At 28.6% G+C, this 23,696-nt stretch carries 25 protein-coding genes and 1 pseudogene; 7 read left to right on the forward strand and 19 right to left on the reverse strand.

All coding sequences use genetic code 11. From position 1 onward, the window contains the following. Positions 1-204 precede the first annotated feature (204 nt). The 6 genes from CLSA_RS17120 to CLSA_RS17150 form a co-directional block, all read right to left on the reverse strand. Positions 205-618 carry a sigma-70 RNA polymerase sigma factor region 4 domain-containing protein gene (locus CLSA_RS17120; RefSeq protein ID WP_022747961.1) on the reverse strand — a complete coding sequence of 138 codons (414 nt, stop codon included), beginning with the start codon at positions 616-618 and terminating at the stop codon, positions 205-207. Positions 619-767: 149 nt separating this feature from the next. After that, the gene (locus CLSA_RS17125; protein ID WP_022747962.1) at positions 768-1,112 is read right to left on the reverse strand and encodes a hypothetical protein; all 345 of its coding nucleotides are present in this window, start codon (positions 1,110-1,112) and stop codon (positions 768-770) included. A gap of 79 nt (positions 1,113-1,191) precedes the next feature. Continuing rightward, the gene (locus CLSA_RS17130; RefSeq protein ID WP_236903397.1) at positions 1,192-1,884 is read right to left on the reverse strand and encodes an ATP-binding protein; all 693 of its coding nucleotides are present in this window, start codon (positions 1,882-1,884) and stop codon (positions 1,192-1,194) included. Further along, positions 1,865-3,331: a hypothetical protein gene (locus CLSA_RS23645; protein ID WP_173683543.1), complete on the reverse strand. Its 1,467-nt coding sequence runs from the start codon at positions 3,329-3,331 to the stop codon at positions 1,865-1,867. Before CLSA_RS23645 ends, CLSA_RS17130 begins: the two co-directional genes overlap by 20 nt. Before the next feature lie 14 nt (positions 3,332-3,345). Beyond that, positions 3,346-3,525, reverse strand: a complete 180-nt coding sequence (locus tag CLSA_RS17145; protein ID WP_022747971.1) for a DUF1540 domain-containing protein — start codon at positions 3,523-3,525, stop codon at positions 3,346-3,348. A 268-nt stretch (positions 3,526-3,793) separates the two neighbouring features. After that, on the reverse strand, positions 3,794-4,000 hold the full coding sequence (locus CLSA_RS17150; protein ID WP_022747974.1) for a helix-turn-helix domain-containing protein: 207 nt from the start codon (positions 3,998-4,000) through the stop codon (positions 3,794-3,796). 268 nt (positions 4,001-4,268) lie between these two features. Between CLSA_RS17150 and CLSA_RS17155 the strand changes: the two genes are divergently transcribed. The 4 genes from CLSA_RS17155 to CLSA_RS17170 all read left to right on the forward strand — a co-directional run bounded on the left by CLSA_RS17155 (position 4,269) and on the right by CLSA_RS17170 (position 7,027). Continuing rightward, positions 4,269-4,646 (forward strand): helix-turn-helix domain-containing protein, encoded by a 378-nt coding sequence (locus tag CLSA_RS17155; protein ID WP_022747975.1) that lies wholly within the window; start codon positions 4,269-4,271, stop codon positions 4,644-4,646. 22 nt (positions 4,647-4,668) lie between these two features. Continuing rightward, positions 4,669-5,283: an ImmA/IrrE family metallo-endopeptidase gene (locus CLSA_RS17160; protein WP_236903267.1), complete on the forward strand. Its 615-nt coding sequence runs from the start codon at positions 4,669-4,671 to the stop codon at positions 5,281-5,283. 176 nt (positions 5,284-5,459) lie between these two features. Further along, positions 5,460-6,140, forward strand: a complete 681-nt coding sequence (locus CLSA_RS17165; RefSeq protein WP_022744350.1) for a helix-turn-helix domain-containing protein — start codon at positions 5,460-5,462, stop codon at positions 6,138-6,140. Positions 6,141-6,151: 11 nt separating this feature from the next. After that, entirely contained in the window at positions 6,152-7,027 is an 876-nt protein-coding gene (locus CLSA_RS17170) for an IS3 family transposase (RefSeq protein ID WP_257788124.1), read from the forward strand. A 357-nt stretch (positions 7,028-7,384) separates the two neighbouring features. On the opposite strand, the gene CLSA_RS17175 is transcribed toward CLSA_RS17170, so the two are convergent. Beyond that, positions 7,385-8,644: an ABC transporter permease gene (locus CLSA_RS17175; protein WP_022747982.1), complete on the reverse strand. Its 1,260-nt coding sequence runs from the start codon at positions 8,642-8,644 to the stop codon at positions 7,385-7,387. Next, positions 8,625-9,512: an ABC transporter ATP-binding protein gene (locus CLSA_RS17180; RefSeq protein ID WP_022747985.1), complete on the reverse strand. Its 888-nt coding sequence runs from the start codon at positions 9,510-9,512 to the stop codon at positions 8,625-8,627. The genes CLSA_RS17175 and CLSA_RS17180 overlap by 20 nt, the downstream gene beginning before the upstream one ends. Before the next feature lie 657 nt (positions 9,513-10,169). Here CLSA_RS17180 and CLSA_RS17185 point away from each other — a divergent pair. Next, the gene (locus CLSA_RS17185) at positions 10,170-11,429 is read left to right on the forward strand and encodes a hypothetical protein (protein ID WP_022747988.1); all 1,260 of its coding nucleotides are present in this window, start codon (positions 10,170-10,172) and stop codon (positions 11,427-11,429) included. A 416-nt stretch (positions 11,430-11,845) separates the two neighbouring features. On the opposite strand, the gene CLSA_RS22960 is transcribed toward CLSA_RS17185, so the two are convergent. From CLSA_RS22960 to CLSA_RS17225, 11 genes and pseudogenes are all read right to left on the reverse strand, one after another. Next, the gene (locus CLSA_RS22960; RefSeq protein WP_022747992.1) at positions 11,846-12,010 is read right to left on the reverse strand and encodes an RNA polymerase sigma factor; all 165 of its coding nucleotides are present in this window, start codon (positions 12,008-12,010) and stop codon (positions 11,846-11,848) included. Between the two features lie 95 nt (positions 12,011-12,105). Beyond that, on the reverse strand, positions 12,106-14,169 hold the full coding sequence (locus CLSA_RS17190; RefSeq protein ID WP_041716317.1) for a methyl-accepting chemotaxis protein: 2,064 nt from the start codon (positions 14,167-14,169) through the stop codon (positions 12,106-12,108). Between the two features lie 199 nt (positions 14,170-14,368). Then, complete coding sequence (locus CLSA_RS23195; RefSeq protein ID WP_155738309.1) at positions 14,369-14,536, reverse strand: hypothetical protein; 168 nt, start codon at positions 14,534-14,536, stop codon at positions 14,369-14,371. A gap of 27 nt (positions 14,537-14,563) precedes the next feature. After that, positions 14,564-14,746, reverse strand: coding sequence for a hypothetical protein (locus CLSA_RS17195; RefSeq protein ID WP_022748000.1), 183 nt, complete (start codon positions 14,744-14,746; stop codon positions 14,564-14,566). A 297-nt stretch (positions 14,747-15,043) separates the two neighbouring features. Beyond that, entirely contained in the window at positions 15,044-15,661 is a 618-nt protein-coding gene (locus tag CLSA_RS17200) for a DUF1062 domain-containing protein (protein ID WP_022748004.1), read from the reverse strand. A 292-nt stretch (positions 15,662-15,953) separates the two neighbouring features. After that, positions 15,954-16,826 carry an AraC family transcriptional regulator gene (locus tag CLSA_RS17205; protein WP_041716318.1) on the reverse strand — a complete coding sequence of 291 codons (873 nt, stop codon included), beginning with the start codon at positions 16,824-16,826 and terminating at the stop codon, positions 15,954-15,956. Between the two features lie 16 nt (positions 16,827-16,842). Beyond that, positions 16,843-17,952 (reverse strand): C45 family autoproteolytic acyltransferase/hydrolase, encoded by a 1,110-nt coding sequence (locus CLSA_RS17210; protein ID WP_022748011.1) that lies wholly within the window; start codon positions 17,950-17,952, stop codon positions 16,843-16,845. Positions 17,953-18,060: 108 nt separating this feature from the next. Continuing rightward, positions 18,061-18,153, reverse strand: a pseudogene (locus CLSA_RS24125) (Rpn family recombination-promoting nuclease/putative transposase); the annotation flags it as partial. Positions 18,154-18,253: 100 nt separating this feature from the next. Then, the gene (locus CLSA_RS17215; RefSeq protein ID WP_022748014.1) at positions 18,254-19,012 is read right to left on the reverse strand and encodes a MerR family transcriptional regulator; all 759 of its coding nucleotides are present in this window, start codon (positions 19,010-19,012) and stop codon (positions 18,254-18,256) included. Next, a complete protein-coding gene (locus tag CLSA_RS17220) occupies positions 18,996-19,916 on the reverse strand; it encodes a DUF2268 domain-containing putative Zn-dependent protease (protein ID WP_022748018.1) in 921 nt (306 codons plus the stop codon). The genes CLSA_RS17215 and CLSA_RS17220 overlap by 17 nt, the downstream gene beginning before the upstream one ends. 274 nt (positions 19,917-20,190) lie before the next feature. After that, positions 20,191-20,574: a MerR family transcriptional regulator gene (locus CLSA_RS17225; protein ID WP_022748021.1), complete on the reverse strand. Its 384-nt coding sequence runs from the start codon at positions 20,572-20,574 to the stop codon at positions 20,191-20,193. A gap of 232 nt (positions 20,575-20,806) precedes the next feature. Here CLSA_RS17225 and CLSA_RS17230 point away from each other — a divergent pair, with 232 nt between their 5' ends. Both CLSA_RS17230 and CLSA_RS17235 read left to right on the forward strand, forming a co-directional pair. Further along, entirely contained in the window at positions 20,807-21,601 is a 795-nt protein-coding gene (locus tag CLSA_RS17230; RefSeq protein ID WP_022748024.1) for an SDR family NAD(P)-dependent oxidoreductase, read from the forward strand. Positions 21,602-22,587: 986 nt separating this feature from the next. Next, positions 22,588-23,436: a C1 family peptidase gene (locus CLSA_RS17235; protein WP_022748028.1), complete on the forward strand. Its 849-nt coding sequence runs from the start codon at positions 22,588-22,590 to the stop codon at positions 23,434-23,436. The last annotated feature ends 260 nt before the right edge of the window (positions 23,437-23,696 follow it).

Genomic DNA, 23,696 nt, shown 5'->3' on the forward strand with positions numbered 1-23,696 from the left:
AACTGTTAAGGTTCTTAGTATAAGGTTGTACCATTTTTTGCTTGTCCCAATTTCATATTAGGAGCATGCGAAAATGGTATAACCTTGTACTTAGAACCTTTCAGTGAGAATTTCATGGCCCTGTGGAACAAAAATGTATGGAATTTCGGTTAACTACCACATAAGTATGATTTATAGTTTGGATATCTATAAAACATAGCCAATTTAATAAATATACTTTTCCATTTTTTTAGCTGCTTGTTTTTCTAATTGCTTAACTCTTTGATATGATAGTTTTAGTTTTTCTTGTACAACATAATATTTTCTATGTTCTATATGAACAATTTGCATTATATCTCTTTCTTCTTCTGTCAGTATAGTTATTGCATTCTCTATTCTCTTTAATTCTCTTTTTTTAATTATCTGCTCTCTGTATAATTGTTCTTTTTTTTCAATTAACTTTTCTGCCTGCTGTTCTACACTTGAAGTAATCTTATAAGTTTTTCCTGTTCTTTCTTCCATTCCTTGTCCACTTATTCCTAATATGTCTTCCTCTAATTCCTGAATTCTTATATCTATCTCATTAATATCTGCTAAAAGCTCTCTATATTTTCGTATTCTATTTAATGTATTACTCATAATGGAATCTCCTTTGAATTTATATCATCTGTATCTTTAGATTATTTAGGGCTATATTTCCTCGTAACTTATATTTATAATCCTATCAATAATCTTTTTAAACATTCATCCTTAATAATATCCTTTAAAAACATTCAACTTAATATAATTTACCAATTATTAATCTCTGCTCTAATCAAATTCATTTTGCTCTTCATAGATTCTATCTCTAATCTTAAATTTTCTATTGAACTTATACAATTATAATAAGCACTTTCTGCCACATCTCTTTGAAGTCTAAGCTCTGCAACTTCCTCATTTCCCTTAACTATCTCAATTATTAAAGTTGCTGGATATTTTTCTTCTTTAAGCTTTAATATTTCTTGCGTTTTTTTTATTCTATAAGACTTTTCTGTTTGTGCCTTCTTAAGTGCAAGTTTCTTAAGCTCCATATTTCCTTTATTTAATGCAGCTATACAGCTACTCAAATTTCCCATAATTCCTTCTGATTTCATAAAATATCCTCCTTCAAATTTAATTTTATAAGTAACAAAAGTATTCCTGATTTCGGTTATTTACCACACTCCCAAATAATTACCTCAATCTATAATTGTTCTCCACTCCTTCAATTTCAACCATGAAATTTTTGCACATTTCATATATCCTGCTTCCTATTGCTTCATCAACTCTTAGTAACCCTTCAACTGTAAATTCTGTAGATATTATAATTGGTAAATGATTAATGTATCTATAATTAATAAGCTCAAACATTATATTTATGTCTGTATCATTTACTTTGCCCTTGTATAAATCATCAAGCAATAAAATTTCGCAGGTTTGATATTTACTCAATGTTTTTTTGTAATATTCTTCATCAATCATATTTTGTTTAAGGCTTGTAATAATATCTCTATAAGGCATGTACACAACTCGTATATCCTTCTTCAAAAAATTATTTGCAAGAGCCAAGGAAACATGAGTTTTCCCACTTCCAGGATTGCCACAAAACAAAATCGAATTTCTCACTTCTCTTCTTATGTTTCTAAATCTTTTATAATACTCTGCTGCTTTAAATTTCATTTCCTTTGATTTTTCAGACCACTCTTTAAAATTACTAAATGATTTGTCCAAGTTATCTGTATTTATACCACTGTTTTTCCACAATCTCTTTACCTTCTCTGCTTCAAGACATTTACAAGGTGTCATAAGTGGCTGCGATCTAGCTTGTTCTTTAATTATAAATCCAGTATCGTTGCACAATTTACACCTAAAATGGCTCTGCTTCATTTCCACCTTCAAATTTCCCTCCGATGTTTTGATCCTTGAATTCTCCATCTGAACTTGGTGTCCATTTTGGGATTTTGATGTTGAATTTTTTCTCACTTGGTCCAATATTCTTTCTAACGCCTCCATACTTCCCCTCCTTTAATGTAAATGCTCTATTACTATTTTTCTTAAATACTCTACTTATATCTTCCTCTAATTGAACTGTCCTATTTATTCCATTATGACCATCCCTTAATGGAAATATCCCTTGCCAGCAATTCTCAATGCTATTTTCTAAAATCTTAATTTGAATTTGTTCATCTAAAGATAGGTTTCTAAGTTTTCTAAGCATTAGCTGCAAAGCTCTATCTGTCATTGGCTTCTTAATTTCATCTCTCATTTTCATGAAATCTATTATTGTCTCAATAAGTAATTTATTTCTAGTAAACTCATTCATATACCTATACTTATTCGTATTCTTGTTATATTTTGAGCTTTTTATATTTTTAACGTTTCTATCAATGCACTCCTGATTTTGGTAAATATAATTTATATCTTCACAACGTGTGTAATCATTATTTTCTTTATTTTTTTCAAAACTTGTATATTCATGATTGTCTTTAATTTCTTCACAAAGTGTATATTCCTCACTTTCTTTATCTTGTTTAAAACATGTGTATTTATCGTTTTCTTTGTTTTCTTTGAAACATGTGTATTTATAATTCCCGTTATACTCTTTAAAACGTGTATCATCAATAGTCCCGTTTTGTTCTTTAAGTTCTGTATATTCATTGGCTTCTTTATGTCCATATTCATTAGTTCTTTCATTCCCATTTTGATTAGTCTTTTTATGCCCATTCTCATAATGTTTCTGAGGTTCATTCTCACATTCATAATCAAAAATGTTTTTGTTATTTTGATTATCAATATGCGTTAATTCACTTATATTATTTATATTCTTATCCTTATTATCATTCTTATCATTCTTGTTAGTGGTTAGCCCTTGGTTAGTCCTTGGTGATGCATTGGTTACCATTTGGTTAGCCCTTGGTGACATATTGGTTAATACTTGGTTACCCCTTGGTGACTCATTGGTTACCCCTTGGTTAAAATCTTGGTTAATTTCAGTTCTTTCTCCTTGATAAAGTCCCCAATTCACTATGTTCACAAATATTCCTGTCTTGGTTGATTCATAGGTTAAAAATTCATACTTTTGAAATCTTGCAAGTGCAGTCCTAACATTTTGTCTTGATATACCTAATCCAGATTTATTCATTATCGAATTTGCACTTGTAATAAATTCGCCAGGTTTTGCTTTAAATTGTTTTCCATTCCATTCCCATTCGCATTCTTCATGGTTAGCCATGCCTAAAAGAGTGATAAGAATAACTTTCTGCTCTGGAGTGGATTTTAACCAAATAACCTTCTTAAATAAACATCTATGAATCTTAAACCACCCTTCATTCATCCAATCAACTCCTCTTAATTTGTTATTCTGATCATCCAATCTCTATCCTTTTCATAGGTTGTACATTTCATTTCATCTACATAATCATTTATATCATCACAATACCATTCAAAATCTTTCATTTTTATTTCATCTGCACAGCAAATACCATTTTTATAATACTTACAAGTTTTAGCACCACATTTAACTACCAACTTAAAATCCTCCTTGCCCTATGATATAATTTAATTGTAAGTTTTTGCCATAACTTTTTTTGATAAACCTTATATATTCCTTCTAGTCATACAATTTTTTGTGTAAATTGTTTCACAGCTACTTTTGACATTTTCATTTAGTCCTAAGTAGCTTTGTTACTTTTATTTAAAAGAATTAAATTAGAAATGAATTTAACATCTCATCATTTAATTAAATTCATCAAATAAAACAAATAATAAATCATATAATAAATAAGATAATTTAATCTCATCCTTTTATTTTTAAATCTTTAAATATTTCATCAGTTGTACAATTATAAGTATCTGCAAGTCTCTTTATTAATTGAGGTGATGGGTTTGTCCATCCACGTTCCAATTTATAAAATGTACTTTTACTTATTTTTAATGCTTCTACAGCTTGTTCAACTTCGATTCCCTCATTTAATCTTCTTAATCTTATTGGTGTTAATTTCATTTTTCCACTTCCCTACACTTATTTAAGTAATATTAAAAAAGAATAACAATTCAACATTAGTCTATTTTTAATTACTTTCAATGACTTGTTTGTCTTGGTATAGTTATATTTTATCAGTATTTCCGATAAAAACAAACTTCTCAATAATCACCAATCCCGATATTTTTACCAATCAAATTTCCAATTCTTTAATTTACTTCCAAATGCTTAAATTTACTATTGATTTTATCGGCAATTATGATAAAATTATCATTAAGAGGTGAACCGTATGTTAGGTGATAAAGTAAAAATGCTCAGAAAACAAATGAAAATCACACAACAAAAATTAGCAAAAACTATTGGACTAAGCCAGTCTACAATAGGAATGATAGAAGGAAATAAACAAGGTGCTAGTAATGATACTTTAATAAAACTCGCAAATGCTTTAAATACTACTGTTGATTATTTATTATGTGATGACATGGAAGAAATAGCTGATGATGATAAAAATGCTGCTCTTAAGACAAGAAATGATGTACATTATAACTCTCAAATAGATGATGATATAAGAAAAATTGAAAGAGCTCGAAAGAAAATGGATCCGAAAAATAAAGAAAAGATGATGAACATTTTAAGGTCTGCTTTTGATGAGTACTTTGACGATTAGATATAGACATATAAAAAATCTAGTGAATGATATTTATATAAAATTAAATATCTCTCATTTGCCAATAAATATACTTGAAATAATAAGTTCTTTCGATAATATAAAAATAGTTTCTTATCATCAATTCATGACCGATCACAATTTAACTAAAGAAGAAACTTTTGAAATATTAAGCTCAGATGAAGGATGTACTGTTTGTTCTAAATCATTAGATAGATATATCATCTATTATAATGATTTAGATTATAAATCTGAGGAAAGAATTAGATGGACCTTGACCCATGAATTAGGTCATATTTTATGCGAACATTATTCTGATAGCACACGAATATCTTCTGATGATTTATGTGAAGATGAATACAAATTCAAAGAATGCGAAGCAAATTACTTCACTGGTCTTTTATTATCTAATCCAATAATATTAAACAAGTTGAAAGTAAAATCATCACACGATATTGAAATTTTTTGTGCTTTGTCTTCAGAAGCTGCTAAATACAGATTTGACAGCTATAAAAAATGGTGCAAACATAAATTCATAAGTAGTTCTGATAGATATATTCTAAGAAATTTCAAAAATTATTTTGAATCACAATTCCTTGAATATAATGAATTCATTAATTTTATGAATTCGTTTTAATGGTATGTGGTATAGATAAATAACTTGAAATTTAAAGGTATGTGGTAGCTTACCGAAAGTAAATATATTTTTGTTTTACAGGACTATAAAAAATAGCAGCTTCTAATCGCTGATATGCTCCCTTTATAGTAGACAGTTAAAATAATAAAACTGTTTCTATAAAGGGGGTGTTTTTTATGGGCAGAAAAGAAAAAGTTTCTATTGAAGAAAAGCTAAGAGCTATTAAATCTTACCTATCAGGTGAAAAAAGTGCTGCACAAATATGTTCTGATTTTAGCATCCATAATCAATCATTTAGGAATTGGATTCGTAAGTATAATATGAATGGTGAAAACGGATTAGTTGTTACTCATAAAAATAAAATTTATTCAGAAGAAATCAAATATATGGCAATTCATGATTATCTTGATGGCAACGGTTCATTGGAAAATATATGCACTAAATATGAAATTCCATCAATTTATAGTCTCCAACAATGGATTAAGAAGTATAATAGTCATAAGATATTTAAATCTCACAATAAGCAAGGGGATAGAATTATGACTAATGGAAGAAAAACCACTTATGAAGAAAGAATTGAGATTGTTGCATTCTGCATTTCGAATAATGATGATTATCAAGCCACTGCTGATAAATTTAAGGTTTCTTATCAACAAGTTTATACATGGGTAAGAAAATATAAATCTAATGGATATGAAGAGTTAATGGACCGTCGCGGTAAGCGTAAAGAGCCTGAGGAGCTTACTGAGTCTGATAAATTATCAGCACAACTAAAACTTATTGAAGCAGAAAATAGACGTTTAAAGATGGAGAATGATTTCTTAAAAAAATTGAAGGAAGTAGAAAGAAGGCGATAAGCACTAGAATCATCCAAGAATATAAATATATTTCTATAAAAGAATTACATGAGGAAAATGGCTATCCAATAGCTGATTTATGCAATTTAGCTAGTATTGCACGATCATCTTACTACAAATGGATTAACCGTTCAGAGACTGAATTAGATAAAGAGAATTCAATAATACTAAAAGAAATTGTTAAGCTTTATGAAGATGTACATGGTATCTATGGATACCGTCGGATAACAATGAATATAAATCGACTTCTTAATAAACAGTATAATCATAAACGAATTTATAGATTAATGAAGTCTATTAACATGAAATCAGTTATAAGAAAAAAGAGAAAGTCTTATCTACAAAGTACTCCACAAATAACGGCAGAAAACAAATTAAATAGAGAATTCTATGCAAAGAAACCAAATGAAAAATGGTTAACAGATGTTACTGAGTTTAAGATACTTAATGGTCAAAAGGCTTACCTCAGTGCAATATTTGATTTATCTGATAAAAGCATTATTTCTTATGTGGTCGGTCACTCAAATAACAATCAACTTGTTTTTGATACACTTGACTTAGCAGTAATTGCTAATCCGACTGCAAAGCCACTTTTTCATAGTGATAGGGGATTTCAATATACTAATAGAACTTTCAAGGCTAAACTTGATAAGATTAATGCAACTCAAAGCATGTCACGTGTCAGTAGGTGTATCGACAACGGACCAATGGAAGGTTTTTGGGGAACTCTCAAATGCGAGATGTATTATTTGCAAAAATTTTATACTTATGAAGAATTAAGACAAGCGATTGATGATTACATAGTATTTTATAATACAAAGAGGTTACAGAAAAATTTAAAAGGTCTGACTCCAATTGAATATCGAAATCAGACCTTAGCTTCATAATTTTTTTATTTTTTCATCTGTCTACTTGACAGGGGGCAGTTCACGCAATTGAATGGCTACCATTTTTACTAAATAAAAAGCATTCTCTTAATTTCAAGAAAATGCTTTTTTTCTACAATATGAGATAACATGAAATAACTATTTCATATTATCTTTTACTTTCATTATATTAGAATAATATTACTAATATAATCTTTATACGTATGTAAATTAAACGCTATTTACATTTTTTATCTATGCTAAAGTTTAACTAATAGCTTTATAGCCATATTTATATGCATCAGCTTGCAAATCATATAATTCCTTATACAAACCATTTTTCAATGTAATACAAACAACTATTGTAACAAATTATCTTTATGCCTCTTGCTTGTTATATACTTTAACAACTAAAGGTATAATAACAATACTTATAATTAGTAGAATAATTGGGGTAATATAACTACGAAGAATCTCCATCCCAAAAATATTATACATATATGGCCTTCTTATTGCTTCCATATAATCAACAGCATTAATTGGCAAAAGTCCTGCCACGTTATTTAGGATATTAGGTAATTTATCAGTGTTAATTAATAGAGGTGCTAATAAAAAAATACTAACAGCACTTATAGTTAAAACAGCCTTTTTTAATATAGTTCCTAATAAAAGTGTAAGCATGACCATAAACAAACAAGCAATTAACCCTAAAATAATTGCTGATAAATATACTTCATAACATTTTAAATTATATATAGATAACCAGTATCTTGAATTTATTTGTATTGGACAATTCCAACCACTAGCTCCATAAAAACTCAATAGTAAAACTGCAAACAAAAAGTTAAGTACTAAATAAGTTGTACCTGCAAATATAATACTTGCTTTTATTTTAGAGAAGGCAAGTTTAGTTTTTCCATTTATAGTAGGCAATACAACTAATATCATTCCATTTTGAATATCTTCCGTAAAAGTACGACATACACTAAAACATAAAATTAAGATGATTAAGATATTTAGAAATGGAAGATTGTCCATCAACTTAAACCATCCGTCTGCATATTCATAGTACATTGGCTGTGTTAAATTTTTAGCTTTATCTGTGACTGCTGCTACATCAGATTCATCAAATTTAACTTGCTTGTAGTTTAAGTTTAAAGAATCTTTTATTTGTTTTATTCTATTACTATAAAATTCTTTTGAACTATTAGGAGTTAACTTATCTAATACATTATCATCAATTGTATTTAGTGGTACATATGATTCTAACAGTAAGTTTTGTATATCTGAATAAGGCACCCAATATTTATTACAGACGTCATCTTTAAGTTCTCCTTTTGCTGTTAGATTGTTCTTATTGTTTCTTAACTTATTATAGTTGCTTATAATTTCTTTAATTGATTTCTCATCTAGATATCCCTTAACTTTTTCTACATCTACTTTTTTTTGATTAATTGCTTTCATTCCTTTTAACTCTTCAATAGTATTAAGTGAGTCATTTACGCTCTCGTATCTTGCTACCTGAATACTGCCAATGAGTGCAACTATTATATATACAAGAACTAAAGATAATCCTACTTTAACAGCCTTATTAGATATAATTTTTTTTAATTCTAATTTAGTTATTGAATTTATCATCTTTATCCCCCTTAAAATAATTAAGAAAAATATCTTCAATTTTAGCTTCAACTTTATAAGCTGTTTGATATGGTTTTTCATCTGCTAAAACCCTTATTAATATACCACCATCTTCTTTTTCTCTAAAATCTCCTAATTCCTCAAAGTCTTTCATATCACATGTTTCTTTTTCTGTTAAATGAAATTCCCAAACTTTCCCTTGTAATTTACTTAGTATTTCTTCACAAGAACCATTCAAAAATAGCCTTCCTTTTTTCATTACTACTATATTATTAGCTATAGGTTCAATATCAGAAATTATATGAGTTGATAATATAATAATTTTATCTGTACCTAAATTGCTTATAATATTTCTAAATTTAATTCTTTCTTTAGGGTCTAATCCTGCTGTTGGCTCATCTAAAAGTAATATTTTAGGATCATTTAATAATGCTTGTGCAATTCCTAATCTTCTTTTCATCCCACCTGAAAAAGTTTTTATTTTTTTGTCTTTTACCTCTTCTAAAGAAACTAATTTAAGCAGCTCATTTGTTTTAATTTTTATTTCTTTATCTGATATATTCTTGAGCTTTCCAATATAAATCATTAATTCCTTAGCTGATAACTCTGGATATCCATTAAAATTCTGAGGCAAAAAACCAAGCATATTCCTATATTGTTTTTCATTTTCCAAAATATTTTGTCCATCTAAAAGAATTTGTCCACTTGTTGGTTTTAGAACAGTTACTAACATATTCATAAGTGTTGTTTTTCCTGTACCATTAACCCCTAATAAAGCATTAACTCCTTGTTTAAAATTTACATTTATATTATCAATCACAATATTTTGATTATATTTTTTTGTTAAGTTTTCTACTGATAATAACATATTATTTCTCCTCGCTTTATTGATTATAAAAAGTAAGCCTATGTATTCCTACATAAGCTTAGCTTTTACAGACTATTTTTTACATACTTTACATTTAACACATAATATTGATTATACTATACACTATATACGCTTAGAATTCAATGACAGTTCATTCTTATGTACAGTATCCAACGATATCATAACTATATTTTCCCCATTCATCGATAACTTTCTTTATTTTTTAATTATTACATAATTGAATAAATCCATATCTTGTGAGTTAACTATAGCTTATAACTATTCAGCTACTTGCAAGTACAACCATATATCACCGCATTACTTAACCCAAGTAAATATATTTAATACAAAATATACAAAACAATACATTAGTAGTAAAATACTTACTGCTTATGTAGCTTTATTCCCTTAACTGCACAAATATTCACTTTTACAACTTTGTAGCTAAATTTATTTTGATTTAATTTTTTAATTCTATAATACTATTGATTAATTTACAGTTTATTTATATAATTGTATTATTTTAAAAATAAATCAATTATTACATATAATCCAAGTTAATACCATATAGTGTAACTTCTATACTATAACTTAGAATACATACTTAAATAAAAATATAGTAATTATTTTCTTAATATTTTTTTAAGGAGGACAAACATGATAAATTCACTAACTAAATTGGAATTCAAAAAAATTATATCCAATAAAGCAGTTAAAGTAGTTTGCGTTTTAGCTGTTATATATATAATACTTGCACTGGGTGATAGTATTAATTCAGAGATTTGTTGGAAACAAAATAGCTCAGAAACTGCTGAAAGGTTACATGGTATAGATGCAATTAAAGAGAAAAAAGCAGAAGTTCAAAAAGTCAAAGGATACCTGGATGACAAAAAGATTAAGGAAGTCATTAACTATTATCAAGAATTAAAAAATAATAATAAAGATAATATGGAGCGAGATGGAGTTTTTAAGGATATCATTATCGCTAAATATTGGCAGCCATACTTAGGGATACAAAATTTATTTGGAATTGCATATTCGGATGTACATATATTTGATGATTCAATAATAGACAAGTTAACTCCTGATAGTTCAAAAGAATTTTATAGTAATCGAATAAAAAAAATCAACGATTATTTAAATTTAGATTATGAATCCCCTCAATTTGATGAGGCTGATGCAAATGAAATAATAAAGGAATCTAAAAATCTAACAGAACCGATGTACTATGAATATGCAGATGGCTGGATTAGATTAATAGATAATTTTTTCTCCTTAAACGTTGTTATAATATTCATTTTATGTTTTAGTGTATGCAATGTTTTTACAGAAGATATTCAAAATGGCATGATATTAGTTGTATTGCCTACTATAAATGGAAAAACTAAGCTTGCTTTCTCTAAAATAAAAGCAAGTATTATATTTGCAGGTATAACTTATTTAATATTAAATTTATTGTTTGCAGCTTTGTTATTTAGTTTTTATGGATTTAGTGGTTGGAACTGTCCAATACAAATAAAATCATTGTACTGGTTGTCTATATATAACATTAAATTCTATGAAGCATATATACTAGCAATTGTTATAGGATTAAGTACTTGTCTATTTATGGTTATGATTACACTTTTATCGGGAACTATATTAAAAAAGGCTTTTTTAACTATGAGCGTTGTTAGTACTTTTCTATTAGCGCCTCTTTTAATTGATACAGAGCCATTATCAAAGATACCAGCTAATTTGATAGAACTTTTACCAATTAAAGCCATTAATTATTCTCACACATTAATCAAACAATCTATGTATAATGTTTTTGGTATAGAAATTCTTCGAGGTTATATTACGCCAATTATTCTATTAATTGCTGGAATTGCTATTATACCTTTAATTGTTACGATATATAATAAACAACAAGCATAAGCATATATTATTTTTGAGTCATTCCCTATGTGATGTATTTAGGTTTTAGCGAAATTATTATATCACAGAGGAATGGCTTTTGAATTTGAATTAAGTTCCCCACTATTCAATTATTCAGGAAATCCAAAAAATAATCAAAAATGTTCTGCATTGTAGATACACAACTTTGGCTTTAAAGGTATGTGGTAGCTTAGTGAAAGAAGCTGTATTCTTTTTCTCGGTTGTTAGATAATTGGGATGTGGATTTCTACCAGCAGAAGTTGTCCTATTCCAGCATGCTCCTCAAACAAGTTGAGGACAAGCAAGAACAGGACAACTTCTACTGAAGAAACACCTACATCCAAATTACCAACGCAACACTCCAAAAAAGAATACAGCTTCTTTCTAATGTAGAATTTATTTCAAAACTTACAATACTATTTCAATATGTTTTTTACTTTATTTTCCGATATATTACACTCTTTCGCTATTTCACTTATGCTATAGCCCCCATTTACGAGCTTAAATACTTTTTTTGTTAAAAGAATTCCTTCTTCTCTGCCTTCTTCAATTTTTTGTCTATCTCTTTCTAATAAAGTCATAAACTCCACCTTCATTGAAATATCATTTTTAACTTTTTGTACCTTTTTATGTATACTTTTAATAAGATTTCCTTGTATACAGTTTCTTTTAAAATCTAAATTTTAAACTGATCTATTAATACTCTTAATTCTTCTGCAATTGTGGCTAATTTTTCACCTGAACTTGCAATTTCTTCAATTGTGGCTGCTTGTTCTTCCATAGATGCAGATGTCTGCTCTGTTCCAGCGGCGTTCTCCTCAGATATTGCCGATAGATTTTGTGTTAATTCAATAATTTTATTTTTATTTTCTGCCATTAAGCCTGTAGAATGATTAAGTTTAGTAATTATGCTTTTTATAGCATCAATTGCCTCTGCTATCCCCTCAAATTTTCCTTCAGTTGCTTCAACACTCTCTGCTTGTTCTATAACAATCTTATTTGTTTCCTTCATAAAATCAACTGCACTTTGTGATTTTGTCTTTAATTCATTTATTATAGTTTTAATATCACTAGTAAAGTTATTGGATTGTTCTGCAAGCTTTCTTATTTCATCCGCAACAACTGCAAAACCTTTACCTGCTTCTCCTGCTCTTGCAGCTTCAATTGCGGCATTTAGCGCTAAAAGATTGGTTTGGTCCGCAATGCTTTGAATCATAGTACTAGCGCTTTCAATTTTTTCTGCACTTTCATTGTTAGTCATTATAATCTCATAAACATTGCTCGATGCATCACTGTTTTTCTGTGTCTTATTAATAAGCTCTTTTAAAATTAGGAAACCTTCTTCTTTTTGTTTTTCAATTTGAATCGCTGCAACATTAAGTTCTCTAGTATAATTTAAATCTTGCTCTAATAAATTTCCTAACTCTTCTACATTATTAGCTGCTATTTCTGTATCTGTAGCTTGTTCACTAGCTCCTCTTGCAATTTCTTCAATAGTTTTTGCAACTTCCTCTGATGCAGTAGCTGCCTGCTCAGAAGTAGCAGTTAGTTCTTCTGATGATGCAGCAATATGCTCTGCTGCATCTGCTGATTTTCTAATAAAATTTGCTACATTTTCTCTCATAATTTTAAGAGACATTATCATATCTCCTATTTCATCTTTTCTATTTAAGTACTTTTCATTTATCTGCTTATCTGCTGAAAAATCCAGATTAGCAAAATCTTTTACTCTGCCTGTGACTGCTATAATAGGTTTTGTTATACTGCTAGATACATAATTAGCCAGAATACTTATTAACACTAATATGACTATAGCTGAAATAACTACTGTATTCATTATTTCTTTTGCACCAGAATCTATCTCTTTTTGAGTAATAAATGATGCTAATATCCAATCTGTTCCTTCAACTTTATATGGGTTTACAAGATATTTTTCACCATTAATTACAACTTCAAATGTTTTTGTTCCATCAGTTAAAATTTTATCCAAGCCATCAATCCCAACTTCTTGCACTTGCTTAAAATTATTTTCAGGATTTTTTCCATCTGCCATTATTGCACCTGTATTATGTATAATCATTGAAAAACCTGTTTTACCAAACTTCATTTGATTTAGCATATCACTAATTTTAGATTGCTTTACATCAAGACCTATTACTCCAAGAACGTTTCCATCTTTATCTGTAAATGTACGGGCATTACTTGTAAGCATCTCGGACTTAAAAACATATGGTGCTGTTCTAATAACTTTTCCATCTTTATTCTCAGCACCAACGTACCAAGGTCTTTTTACAGGATCATACCCTGCAAATGTAGTAGTTTCAGGCCATTGTATATACCTTCCATCTTTAGTTCCTAGATAGACATAGTTTGTCCCTTCGTGGCTTTTTCCATATTGCTCAAATACTTTATATATTGCTTTTTCAAGTTCTCCATTAGCAGAAGGTTTCATTTGAGTTTCTTCTTTTGTGTTTTTATAACTTGTTATGCTGTCATCTGCCGTCATTATCAAAGGATTTGTTGCCAACATATCAAGATTTTTATCTATTTGGTCATCGAAAATTTTAATTGTTTGAGAAACTATATTCATTTGTTCTCTTGAATTACTTAGATAATCATTATAATTCTTTTTATTTACTTGATAAATTGCTATACCACTGATACTTGCTATAGTCAATAAAACAACTAACACTATAGATATTAAAATTCTTCCTTTTATTCCACTAATAATCTTATTCATAGCATCACTTCCTTTTCTCATTCTGTATCTTTATATATATTTCGACTTTTATCTCGTTTTCTTTATATGCATATCTGTTTTTTTATGTATATTTTAATATAATTATATCTTTTTCTCTTCACTTCCATTTTGTATTATAAATATTTGTTACTAAATACTTCTCTTCACATGTCAATAATAAAGAATAAAAAAACACCCATTACTCATGGGCGTTTCTTCTACTATAAGTATCTTCTGATGTTCTCTCCCTCAATATATAAGGGTTGTCTTTTTCTGCATTAAATCCTATTGATAGATACTTTTTTTTAATATAATGTTTATAGTCAAAATCCATAAATCCATTACAGAAAAGAATCTCTATATACACAATTGTATCCTTTTGGTTCGTAAGTGCCTATACAAAACCATAATGATAATCTGCACAAATAGCAATTAATTTGTATTGAGAATCAAATCCTTCTGCTCCAAAAATTCCAATATATTCATCTGATTTATAAGCTTCTAGTCTTTCAACTTCACTTTTATATGTATCTTCATAGTATTTGACACTAGGTAACTTAGATATTGACGGTCCCAAGGGTTATCATATAAACCATTTTATAATCTTCTACACTCATAACCATCACATATCTTGTAAATATCTCATTTTTACTTTTTTAACTTTATGGATTGTAATCAAAAAAATTACTGATGAAAATTTCTCCATCAGTAATTTTTTAATACAAAACTTTTTAATTATTAATTTTAGATGTACTATTTCTAATACTCCTACAACTTCATTATTATTCTTAATTGGAACTGCGTAAAATACAACTAACTTTCCATTTGCTCTATTTACTATTGGATGTGATATATTTTTTTTCTTGATTGTGCCTTATATTATAGTTTCTAAAATTCCTATATTTTCTACTACATTTAAAACATGTATCTCCATTCTATCTCTTACTTTCATATTTAATGAATTCTTATTATCCTTAATAAAGATCACTCCTTTTTTATTCATATTTTTTATTTTGTTTCTTGAAATTCCAAGTGTATCACTTAAGAGCTTGTCTACTCTGAGTTCTATTAGATCATTACAAACAATTTCAATAACAAGTTCATTTTCATTCTTATAATATGCTTCTAATTTCTTTTGAATTAATTTATAATTAACGCCCTCTAGAATAACTTCAGCTTTATTTTTATTATATATACTTAAATCAAAAGCATATTCTCTAGCTAATTCTTTATCATTAGAAAGAAATTTTTCATACTCATATTTATTAATATCATACGGTTTTATTCTTTCATATATTGCCATGTTCCAAGTTGATTTACATTTTTCACATTGATAAATCAGCCAAATGTCAATACTATTCTTATTTGCATTCACTCTAAATTTTTCACTATTTATATAACGTACTTTTTCATTACATTTAGGACAATTCCTTCTTACTATTGGTAAATTTTTAGGAACTAGTTCCCATTGATATTTTTTTAAATAGCTCATTTTGCTCCTCCAAAGTCTTTAATTTTTAGAATTTGCAAAGGCTATCTCATCACATTTTTATCATAATGTAATAGCCCCTGCTATACATTAAAAATATTTATTGTCATAAATAATTACTCCAATCTTTATATATATATATATATTATTAACTCTACATATTACATAAAACTTTATTCTTATTTCATAAATAAAAATGCGCCATCTAATACAAATTAGACAGCGCGCTTTCTATAAGGCACATTTTAAAAAATCATTAAATTTAATTCTTAATTCGAATGCATATTGTATTTTGCTATTGTATAGGAAAATAAATTTCAATCTGTGATTCTTCATTTTCAGCTCCTAAAAATTGCTCTGTGTAGCATTCTAAATCATCTCTCTCATCAATCTGAAAACTACTATTAGGCAGCCAAACACCCCAAATATAATGATATGTAGAAATCAAATTTTTTACTGTACCTTTGTGTATGAATTTAGCATACTTTCCACCACTAATTTCTTTTAACTTCATACCTTTTGGGACATTATTATCACTTGATGTTTCAATTCCTATAAATAAAGTAGCTTCACTATTTTTATTAAATGTATTTGGCAGACATGTACCACCTGTTTCATAAATACCATACCTATTATTATTCATTGAAATATAATTTTGCTTTACCAGTTGAGTGTTAAACTTTTCCCACATTTTAAGTGTGTTGTTATTCTCAATACTCATATCAACTCTAAACCCAGCAACAAATTTAGGCTCAAATGTTACGATTTCTGGTGACAAATTTACATAATTCCATTCAGTCATTTTGTTAATTTGCATAGGCTGATGGTTTCCAATCAACGTGTCAATCCCATTTTTTCTGTATTGTGTCGGTGTAATGCCATATCTCTTTCTAAAGGCTCTTGTAAAACTTTCAGCTGACTCGAAATATAGTGAGATTGCTATATCTAAAATTTTCTTATTACTATATATAAGGTCATATGTAGCTTGAGTCAATCTCCGACTTCTTATATAGCTACCAATAGTTTCTCCCATCACCGCTTGAAAATAACGGTGAAAATGATAATAAGAATAGGAAACTGCAGTGGCAACTGATTCTACAGTCAAAGGCTCATACAAATTCGTTTCAATAAATATAATTGCTCTACCAATAATTTGCTTATCTTTCAATACAGTCTCCTCCTCTTTAATAGGTAATATTATAAAAATCTTTTCCAGCCTTTTCACAAGGAAGATTCACTATAATTTCTTGCTCTTGTAATTTTTCTACAATAAAAGTTTTCCAGTCATTAGCTTGCGGTGAACCAAAGGTCATTTCTATTTTTTTCTCAGTTGTATTAAACAACATAGAACGTAAAGTTCCAAAAAATTCTGGATAATAGTGACAGCACAATCCTTGTGGATAAGGTGTTGACAGTATATTCTTTAAATCTTTTACTGATATCTTTTCTTTTTCCGAAAACATTTTTTCTATTACTTGATAACGAATTACCGAGTTCTCAATCAACATCTTTTCATATGGCTTTATTTCTTGCAAGACTGCATGGTTTGTAGAAATTAGAAAGTTCTGCTTGGAGTCATTATCTAAGATGCGATATGCTTTATGACCATCTATACATTGCAATAAGGCAATTTTATTATTACTGTCAGCAAGCATTAAATTTATATTATATCCAATAGGTGCATCCATTGCCCAAACAATAGCTTCCTCAACATTTTTGCAGTTTTCCAAAATACTTCGAATAACAACCCAAAAAGAAAAACCAGTTACACCTGCTTTCTGTCCTCCCTGAAAGTTACCAACAGGCAATCCATTACTAGCTTTGCAAGCTGCTAACCCATATTCATTCATTCCATCGCATCGTCCAAATAAATTGAGTGTAGAACCAATGTAACGATATTTTCCCATAATAGCTGTGTATGCAAAACACATTTCTTCCATTTCATCATTAAAATCATAGTTACGTGCCATCAAAGTGTGTCCAGTCTCAATCTTATTTGAAACAGCAGACATCAAACTACACCCACGCTCTAAATATGTCATTGCATAAAAAATCGCTTGTTCTTTCGAAATTCCGACTGTATCTGCAAATCCTTTGATTTCCTCGTTTACACCACTGCAATATAAGTTAAGCAAATTGAATATCTCTGCTAATTTACTTTGTGGATAAGCCTTAGGTGGCAAAATCACCTTTTTCAATAAATCAGGTTGTGATAAAACCCAGTTACCAATCTGTGTTCCAACTTCATAACTTGTTCCCACAAAATTTTTTAAGTACGCCTTTGTTTTTTTCATTAAAAACACCTCATCTTTCACAAAAATTATAAGATAAGGTAAAATAATATACTTGATATTTTCTGCGACTTTTTATCTGATTTGTTATTCAAATTATAATTTGTCTGCTTGGTTAAACAAATCAAATGCACATATAAATATTATATAACTTTTCGCGAACTTTTTATAATCTTCACCTTTGCTTATTAAATCTAAAGAAACTTATGATCTTTTTCTAATCTACAAATTGGAATTTGTAGAGAAATAATTTAAAAGTTAATCATTAAACGCTTAGAGTTTTAAAGTTATCTCTCTTTATAATCTATAATTTCCTCTTTTTACTTTCGCAATAGAAGTTTATAGCCTCATTGATATACTGTGCTAAATCATCATCAATGCTATTGATATATGTCTTAAATCGCTCATCCTCTACATACATCGATGCTAAGCACTGCAATATTTCATTAGTGCAATTATAATAATTTTCTGTAATATAGTTTTGCCACAATGAAATAAGGTGCTGAACTTTTTTACAACTTGGAGGTGATTCCATGCACTCTGCAATCTCTCCGAAAATTTTCTTTGCTGCTTTATCAATATCAGGAAATTCATTATTGCGCTTAGATTGTTTTTCTTCAAATTCTTTATATGCCTGTGTATTTTTCCAACGCTTTAAAACTTCCTCATGATATTCCTTTTGTTTAGCAATAATGCTCGATTCATCAAATTCTGAAAAGCTTAAATTTGAATCTCCTTCTAATTTAGAATCTACAAGTTTTATTAACTCTTCAATACGTTTCTTCTTGAGAATCAATATTTCTTTATGGTTTTCTAAAGCTCTTCTCTTGTCAAACTGAGGATTGTGAATAATATCTTTTATCTGCTTTAATTCAAATCCAATTTCTTTTAAAAACATTATTTGCTGTAAAGTTTCAACATCTTCATTGCTATAAAGTCTATATCCTGCTTGATAATTGTCTGATGGCTTTAAAAGATTTATTTCATCATAATAATGCAGTGCTCTAACAGTAATGCCTGTTAGCTTTGCTACTTCATTTACCATTTTAAGCTGACTCTTCATTCCAAAAACCCTCTATTTCTTTTACAATATCACTTGCAGGTGTTAATGTAGCTTCTACAATTGATTTTCCTGTCTTTTTTAGGTAATACTTTATCATATGATAACCACAGGCATAACCTGCGCAATAAGGCATTCCTTGAGGAAAAAATCCTTGCAACTGTGCAAGTTCATCACCCCAAAGATAAGCTGAAATATTATCAAAGCCTGTTACATCTAAAGCATCTTTAATAATTGGCTTAATATAATTATTAAGGGTATCCATATCAATCTTACTTACCCAAGGTCCAACCATATCTTCACCAAACATTGAAGTTGCAAAATTTTCAGCAAGCCCTTCACAAACAATCATTTCTCCTAATGTAATATCATTCTTCCACTTCTCAAACTGAAAATGTACATTATGATTACATTCATGAGCTAAGGCAACTGGGATTCTGCTGATAGTATATTCATTTGGAACAAGAGATACTAAAATATATCCAGGAATCCCCCCGTCACCAAGATAACCATCACTCAATGATAGGTATGGACTTTTAGGATTACCAAGCATGATAGAAAACATATAATCTTTTACCGGCAATTCATACCCTGCTTTTGTAAAACGCTCTAAGCAATTTTCAATAGTTTTCCTACAAGTTTCCCATAATACATCATTTGAAATTAAATTACTCCTTTCATCTTGAGTTTCATTCACTTCTGATGGTGGTAAGTAGCCAAGCATATTGCTTGCCATAACTACATCATAGCCACCTTTTTTAGGAGATTTAAGAGGTACATTAATACATGACCATTTAAATTCAAAAGGTTTTGCTATTTCATAACGATAAATATCATCTCGTTTTTCTTCTGGTGAATTCATCATTTTTTTGTAAATTTCATCTGAACGTAATAATGTAATATTCATATTATCATCTCCTCAACATCAATATACACTATTACGCAACGTGAGAGTCAACATATCTTACAGTTAATTTTTCTACTCACTAATTTTCACCTCCAAGATTAAAAAACTATAATTTCAGATAATTTTTTAATTGCAAAAATATTTTTAACCAGCAATTATTCATATGCGTCGTCTATAACCCAATGAACTTCACAAAATAATTGAAGCTGAAAATATGATTCACAATCAGAAATGTTTCTTAAACTTGCATGCAATTCTTTTGTAAAATAAAACTCTACCTCATCAATTTATTACTATCTCTTTCATCTATTGATGTTTTGTAAAAATCAATTTTATCATTTAATTTTTGAAGATTTTCATTAGCTTTACTAATTTCTTTTTTTAAAGCAGTTCTATGTTTTATAAGCATCTCCATTCTTTCAATCATAGTACAATCCCCCATAGCGCGCATCTTTGCATATTTTTGGATTTCTTTAATAGGCATTTTAGTTTCTTTTAATCTTTTTATAAATTCTATCCACGCAACATCTTTTTCACAATAATATCGTCTTCCATTTTCTTTACGTTCTGGAGTAATTAAGCCTTCCTTTTCATAGTAACGTAATGTATCTATGCTTAGATTAGTAATCTTCGAAAATTCTCCAATTGAATAATTCATGTTTAAATTCTCCTTGTAAGACACAATAAAAAAATAAGAAGTTCAATTTATCATAAATATTTTTTATCAAGTAAAGATGTAGATCAACCTCATAGTGAGCCTATTAATCCAATCTGCGACCAGATTGACTTGTTATTTTTTTATTGTGCCTAAATATTAAAATTAGTACTTGACCTGGAGTTAACTCCACATTATATAATTCCAATATAGCATATAAATAGGAGTGATTCAAATGAATGGAAAAGAAAAATATACAGTTATTACAGGGGCAAGTTCAGGAATAGGATATGAAACTGCAAAAGCATTTGCAAAACGTGGCAAGAATTTAGTTATAGTTGCACGTAGCAAAGAAAATTTAGAAAAGTTAAAAGAAGAGATTTTAAATGAAAACCCTTCTTTAGATGTAATAGTTAAATGTGTTGATTTATCTGTAATATCAAATGTACATCAACTTTATAAAGAATTGGAACAATATCACATTGAAACATTAGTCAATAATGCAGGCTTTGGTAACTATTCTAGCGTAGCTGATCAAAACTTAGAAAAGATTGAAACCCTGCTCCGATTAAACATAGAAGCTTTAGTAATATTATCATCGCTGTTTGTGCGTGATTATAAAGATGTTCAAGGTTCAAAGCTTATAAATATTTCTTCTAATGGTGGATACATTATTGTACCAAATGCTGTTACATATTGTGCAAGCAAATTCTTCGTAAGTACATTTACTGAAGGACTAGCAAGAGAATTAAAAGACTGTAACGCAAAACTACAAGCAAAAGTGCTTGCACCAGCAGCTACCAAAACAAACTTCGGGAACATGGCTAATAATGTAGAAGGATATGATTATGACAAGTCTTTTGGTACTTACCATACTAGTAAACAAATGGCTGATTTTTTACTAAAATTATATGATAGCAATGAGGTAGTTGGTATAGTTAACAGAGAATCTTTTGAATTTGAATTAAGTTCTCCACTCTTCAATTATTCAGGGAATCCAAAAAATAATCAAAAATGTTCTACATTGTAGATACACAACTTTGGCTTTAAAGTTATGTGGTAACTTACCGAAAGTAATGGGAGTGTTTTACTCGGTTGCTATTTATTAAAAGTCAACTGCTCTAACATGGATGAAATTAATTTATTGCTTGATAGCATTATGGAATATGGTACTTATAGATTAAATTTATCAACTTCTGCAATAAAACAATAAAGATTATTTAGGTAAATATAATTTTATATTTATGAAATATTAAAATTTAAAATAAACTCATCTTACTCATTGACATTTATTGGTAATAGAATTATTATAAATAGAGAAACAATGATGTTTAAATAATACCTAATTAATATTTTACTGATCAAATGATAATTATTTACTTTTATAAAATATGAAATAAAAACGGACAATGGAGTCTTAAATGAATATCTTCCTTGTCCGTTTTTATATTTATAAAAAATATTAAAATATGCTTAAGTTCTATAATTAAAGCAACATTAATTATAGATATCCAAATCAAGAATTAGACTTATGTGGTGAATAACCGAAATCAGAAATATTTTTGTTACGTAGGACTATGAAAATATCGCTGAAAGGTTCTAAATAGATGGTTGCATCCACTTTAGCCTGTTCCCACTGTTCAGTGTGACAGGCTAAAGTGGAACAACCATCTATTAATAACCTTAAGCAGCTCATTTTTAAAGGCCTACTACACAAAAGTATTTCCGATTTCTAGTGGAGATATTAACCACAAATAAGTCTACTTCTTAAATTAGATATCTATCACGCACATTAAAAAAATAAAATAGGGGGATAATCAAAATTATTAACAAACTTAAAAATATCAAATTATCAAAAATAATTATTATATAAGTTCTAATTAATAAAACTTATAGTTAGTAAGATTACTAATTGAATATTTATAAAAATACAAATTCAGGTTTGATAAACAATATTTTTAGAAATTATATATTTAAGTTTTAATTATAGAATTAAGAAATTAGGGGGTAATGGGAATGAAGTTTAAAAAAATCAGTATTAAAATTGTATCATGTTTACTTTTCGTATTTGTATCATTGATAACAGGTCAAAGCTCGTCTGCAAAAACCTTACATCCAACAGGATTAAATCATCTGCATGAAAAAATATCAGGTATTAAAAAAGTAGAAAGCCCTGAAAGTAAAATACAATTACCATCACAAATTGATTTATCTTCTAAATTTCCCAAAGTTACAGATCAAGGAAGTTTAGGAAGCTGTGTTACATTTGCCATAGGATATGCAGACAAGAGTTATGAGGAAGGTGTTAAATTAAATTGGCGCTTAAATACAAATGCTCATTTATTCAGTCCAGCATATATTTACAGTCAAATACATCTTACAGATGATCCTGATGGTGGTGGAGCTGACTTTTCTGATGCATTCAATCTTTTAAAGACACAAGGATGTACAACATTAGCTGATATGCCTTATGATGGTAGTGAATATGCTTGGGAGATTACACCTACAGATGAGCAAATAGCTAATGCAGCTAAATATAAAACAAAAAGCTGGGGACAACTTCCAGATGGAAATTATAATGCAATAAAAGCACAACTTGCAAATGGAAATCCAGTTGTTATTGGTATACCTGTATATCCAGACTTTGATAATTTAAATGCTAGTAATCCAATTTATGATAAGGTCTATGGTGAAAATAGAGGTGGTCACGCATTATGTGTAGTTGGTTATGATGATAGTAAGAAAGCCGTAAAAATTATTAATTCTTGGGGAACAAATTGGGGTATTAATGGATACGGATGGATTAGCTATAATTTGATACAAAGTCAAGGTATAGAAGCATATGTAATGACAGATGCTAACTAGAAATTAAAAAAGTTGATAGTTTTGTTTTTACACAAAACTATCAACTCTTCAAATTTTCTTATCGAAAACAAAGCACATTAATAATCGAGTAACTTTTTTAAATAATTAGCCTACGTTTCTAATGACATATAATATATATTAGATTTTTTAATTACATAATTTCCATTCTCTAACTTCATTTCTGAAATCTAATTTTAAACCTTATATTTTTTATTAATAATTATGTTTTTATCAAAATTAGAATCAATACTAAAGTTAAA

Origin of the sequence: Clostridium saccharobutylicum DSM 13864 (genome assembly GCF_000473995.1) — a bacterium.
In the GTDB taxonomy this organism is placed as follows: domain Bacteria; phylum Bacillota; class Clostridia; order Clostridiales; family Clostridiaceae; genus Clostridium; species Clostridium saccharobutylicum.

Bases quoted from the DNA above. Each gene is read 5' to 3' on its own strand.
- CLSA_RS17120 (WP_022747961.1), bottom strand. From the start codon at position 618: ATGAGTAATACATTAAATAGAATACGAAAATATAGAGAGCTTTTAGCA.
- CLSA_RS17125 (WP_022747962.1), bottom strand. From the start codon at position 1,112: ATGAAATCAGAAGGAATTATGGGAAATTTGAGTAGCTGTATAGCTGCA.
- CLSA_RS17130 (WP_236903397.1), bottom strand. From the start codon at position 1,884: ATGAAGCAGAGCCATTTTAGGTGTAAATTGTGCAACGATACTGGATTT.
- CLSA_RS23645 (WP_173683543.1), bottom strand. From the start codon at position 3,331: ATGAATGAAGGGTGGTTTAAGATTCATAGATGTTTATTTAAGAAGGTT.
- CLSA_RS17150 (WP_022747974.1), bottom strand. From the start codon at position 4,000: ATGAAATTAACACCAATAAGATTAAGAAGATTAAATGAGGGAATCGAA.
- CLSA_RS17155 (WP_022747975.1), top strand. From the start codon at position 4,269: ATGTTAGGTGATAAAGTAAAAATGCTCAGAAAACAAATGAAAATCACA.
- CLSA_RS17165 (WP_022744350.1), top strand. From the start codon at position 5,460: ATGGGCAGAAAAGAAAAAGTTTCTATTGAAGAAAAGCTAAGAGCTATT.
- CLSA_RS17175 (WP_022747982.1), bottom strand. From the start codon at position 8,644: ATGATAAATTCAATAACTAAATTAGAATTAAAAAAAATTATATCTAAT.
- CLSA_RS17180 (WP_022747985.1), bottom strand. From the start codon at position 9,512: ATGTTATTATCAGTAGAAAACTTAACAAAAAAATATAATCAAAATATT.
- CLSA_RS17185 (WP_022747988.1), top strand. From the start codon at position 10,170: ATGATAAATTCACTAACTAAATTGGAATTCAAAAAAATTATATCCAAT.
- CLSA_RS22960 (WP_022747992.1), bottom strand. From the start codon at position 12,010: ATGACTTTATTAGAAAGAGATAGACAAAAAATTGAAGAAGGCAGAGAA.
- CLSA_RS17190 (WP_041716317.1), bottom strand. From the start codon at position 14,169: ATGAATAAGATTATTAGTGGAATAAAAGGAAGAATTTTAATATCTATA.
- CLSA_RS17200 (WP_022748004.1), bottom strand. From the start codon at position 15,661: ATGAGCTATTTAAAAAAATATCAATGGGAACTAGTTCCTAAAAATTTA.
- CLSA_RS17210 (WP_022748011.1), bottom strand. From the start codon at position 17,952: ATGAAAAAAACAAAGGCGTACTTAAAAAATTTTGTGGGAACAAGTTAT.
- CLSA_RS17215 (WP_022748014.1), bottom strand. From the start codon at position 19,012: ATGAAGAGTCAGCTTAAAATGGTAAATGAAGTAGCAAAGCTAACAGGC.
- CLSA_RS17220 (WP_022748018.1), bottom strand. From the start codon at position 19,916: ATGAATATTACATTATTACGTTCAGATGAAATTTACAAAAAAATGATG.
- CLSA_RS17225 (WP_022748021.1), bottom strand. From the start codon at position 20,574: ATGAATTATTCAATTGGAGAATTTTCGAAGATTACTAATCTAAGCATA.
- CLSA_RS17230 (WP_022748024.1), top strand. From the start codon at position 20,807: ATGAATGGAAAAGAAAAATATACAGTTATTACAGGGGCAAGTTCAGGA.
- CLSA_RS17235 (WP_022748028.1), top strand. From the start codon at position 22,588: ATGAAGTTTAAAAAAATCAGTATTAAAATTGTATCATGTTTACTTTTC.